3 protein-coding genes are annotated in these 1,977 nt (G+C 63.8%); 2 read left to right on the forward strand and 1 reads right to left on the reverse strand.

The annotated features are described in order from the left end of the window. Nucleotides 1-613: TraM recognition domain-containing protein (locus VBE63_RS28215; RefSeq protein ID WP_323686304.1), on the forward strand; the 613-nt coding region annotated here is incomplete at its 5' end. Further along, nucleotides 603-1,265, forward strand: coding sequence for a DUF4400 domain-containing protein (locus tag VBE63_RS28220; protein ID WP_323686305.1), 663 nt, complete (start codon nt 603-605; stop codon nt 1,263-1,265). The genes VBE63_RS28215 and VBE63_RS28220, both read left to right, overlap by 11 nt. Before the next feature lie 108 nt (nt 1,266-1,373). Here VBE63_RS28220 and VBE63_RS28225 read toward each other — a convergent pair. Beyond that, on the reverse strand, nt 1,374-1,977 hold a 604-nt coding region (locus tag VBE63_RS28225), incomplete at its 5' end, for an aldo/keto reductase (RefSeq protein WP_323686306.1).

Raw genomic sequence — 1,977 nt, forward strand, 5'->3', positions numbered from 1 at the left:
CGACCGCTACAACTATGGGGTCAATAACAAGCCGGTCAGCGTCTTCATCGACGAGGCTGCTGAGGTGATGAACGATCCTTTTGTGCAACTGCTGAACAAGGGCCGTGGCGCCGGACTGCGACTGACTGTGGCCACCCAGAGCTTTGCCGACTTCGCTGCGCGCACCGGCAGCAAGGATAAGGCGACCCAGGTGCTGGCGAACCTGAACAACCTGATTGCCCTTCGGGTACTCGATGCCGAGACCCAGACCTATATCACCGACAGTCTGCCGAAGATCCGCCTGCAGACGCTGATGCGCACTCAAGCCAGTAGTACGCAGTCGGACAATCCACTGCTCTACAGTGGCAATGCCGGCGAGCGCCTGATCGAGGAGGAGGGTGACCTGCTGCCGCCAGCTTTGCTGGGGCATCTGCCGATTCTCGAGTACATCGGACGCCTGGCTGGAGGACGGACGATCAAGGGCCGATTGCCGATTCTGGTGGCGCCGGAGGCGTTGGTCGAGCGTCCCGAGGGCGTTATTGAGGCGATGATGCCCTCTCAGCCTGATGGTGGCATTGAGCAAGCCGAGACCAACACCCCTCGGCGGCTGACGGTGCGATCCAATGGCCACTGAGTCTCAAACCAAGGTCAGCTGGCTTTGGGCAACGATCGTTGCCGTGATCCTGCTGCTGATGGAATTCGTGCTGCTCTCGGCATTGATCCCAGCCGACTGGTCGACGCGCATGCGCGATCAGGAGGTCCGTTGGGTCTCGCGTCAGTTGGGCGAGGAGTCGGCAACGGCCATCTTTGCCACCGCGCAGCATGGGTATGGAACCGTCTTCCTGCGCTCGGGTCTGGTTGACGCCAGCTATGACCTGCTGTTGCCGGATGCGGCGGCCGTGGAGAAGACGCCCGAGCTCGACAAGCTGGCCTCGGTGCCGCTTTGGCCCTGGGTCAAGACTCGGCTCGATCTGATCTGGTTCGCCGTTTATCTGGCCATCCAGCGCCTAGTGGTGCTGTTCGCCTGGTGGCCGTTCATTGGCTTCGTCCTGATCGGCGCGGTTGGAGATGGGCTGATCCGCCGACGCATTCGCCTAGCCGGGTTCGACTATCCAAGCCCGTTGGCGCATCGGCTGGCGGTGCGGGTGCTGCTTGGCTTGGGCTTCTTGATCGGGTTCGGGCTGCTGTTGCCGCTGCCGGTGCCACCGCTTGCAGTCCCGGTGCTGGCGTTGATCGCGGCTGCGGCACTGGCGGTCTTGCTCACGCAAACGCAGAAGCGGGTGTGAAGCGTGAACGGCCTCAGATAGGCTGCCGACCGACTTGGCTTTGGCTGAAACAGTGCAGCGTTCAGCAAGACCGAACGCGTGCGCGCCGATGACGTGTTACGCCGCGCGTCAGTTCCATGCCAGCTCAGCGCGCGTTTGCCAGTATTGCGTTGGGTCCTCGGCAAGCGCCCCGATCAACGCCTCAGCCTCAGCATCCCAAGGGATCTCCATGGTGTTCAGATTCGCGTGTAGCTGCGCCACGGTCGCCGCCCCACTGAGCACCACCGAGGCCCAAGGGCGGGCAAGGGCGGCCGCCAGCGCGACAGCGTCGAATGAGGCCTTGAACCGACCGGCGAGGGTCTCGAGCCGCTGGCGTCGGGCCTGGAAGCTTGCCGCCTGATTGCGCTCTGTCAGGCGCCCATTGGCCAGGGCTTCTTTGATGATCACGGCCAGCCCTGCTCGATGGGCCGCGTCTAACGCCGCCCCGGATGAGGGCTCGAGCAGGTTCCAAGTCGCCTGCACGGCATCGAACAGGCGCAGTCCATCAACCTTCATGGCCAGCGCCTTCTCCAGCGTGACGGCCTGCTGCGGGCCGCTCAAGGTCAGCCCGATGCGGGTTCCCGCGGCCTTCAGTCGCGCCAGTTCGCCATGCACGGCCCGTTCATCGAGCACCCCGCTGTCCAGGGCGGCTAACAGGTTCTGTTTAAGATGCAGGTTGCCCCCCAGGGTGGCG

The sequence above is a fragment of the Lamprobacter sp. genome, from assembly GCF_034860625.1.
Taxonomy (GTDB): Bacteria; Pseudomonadota; Gammaproteobacteria; order Chromatiales; family Chromatiaceae; genus Lamprobacter.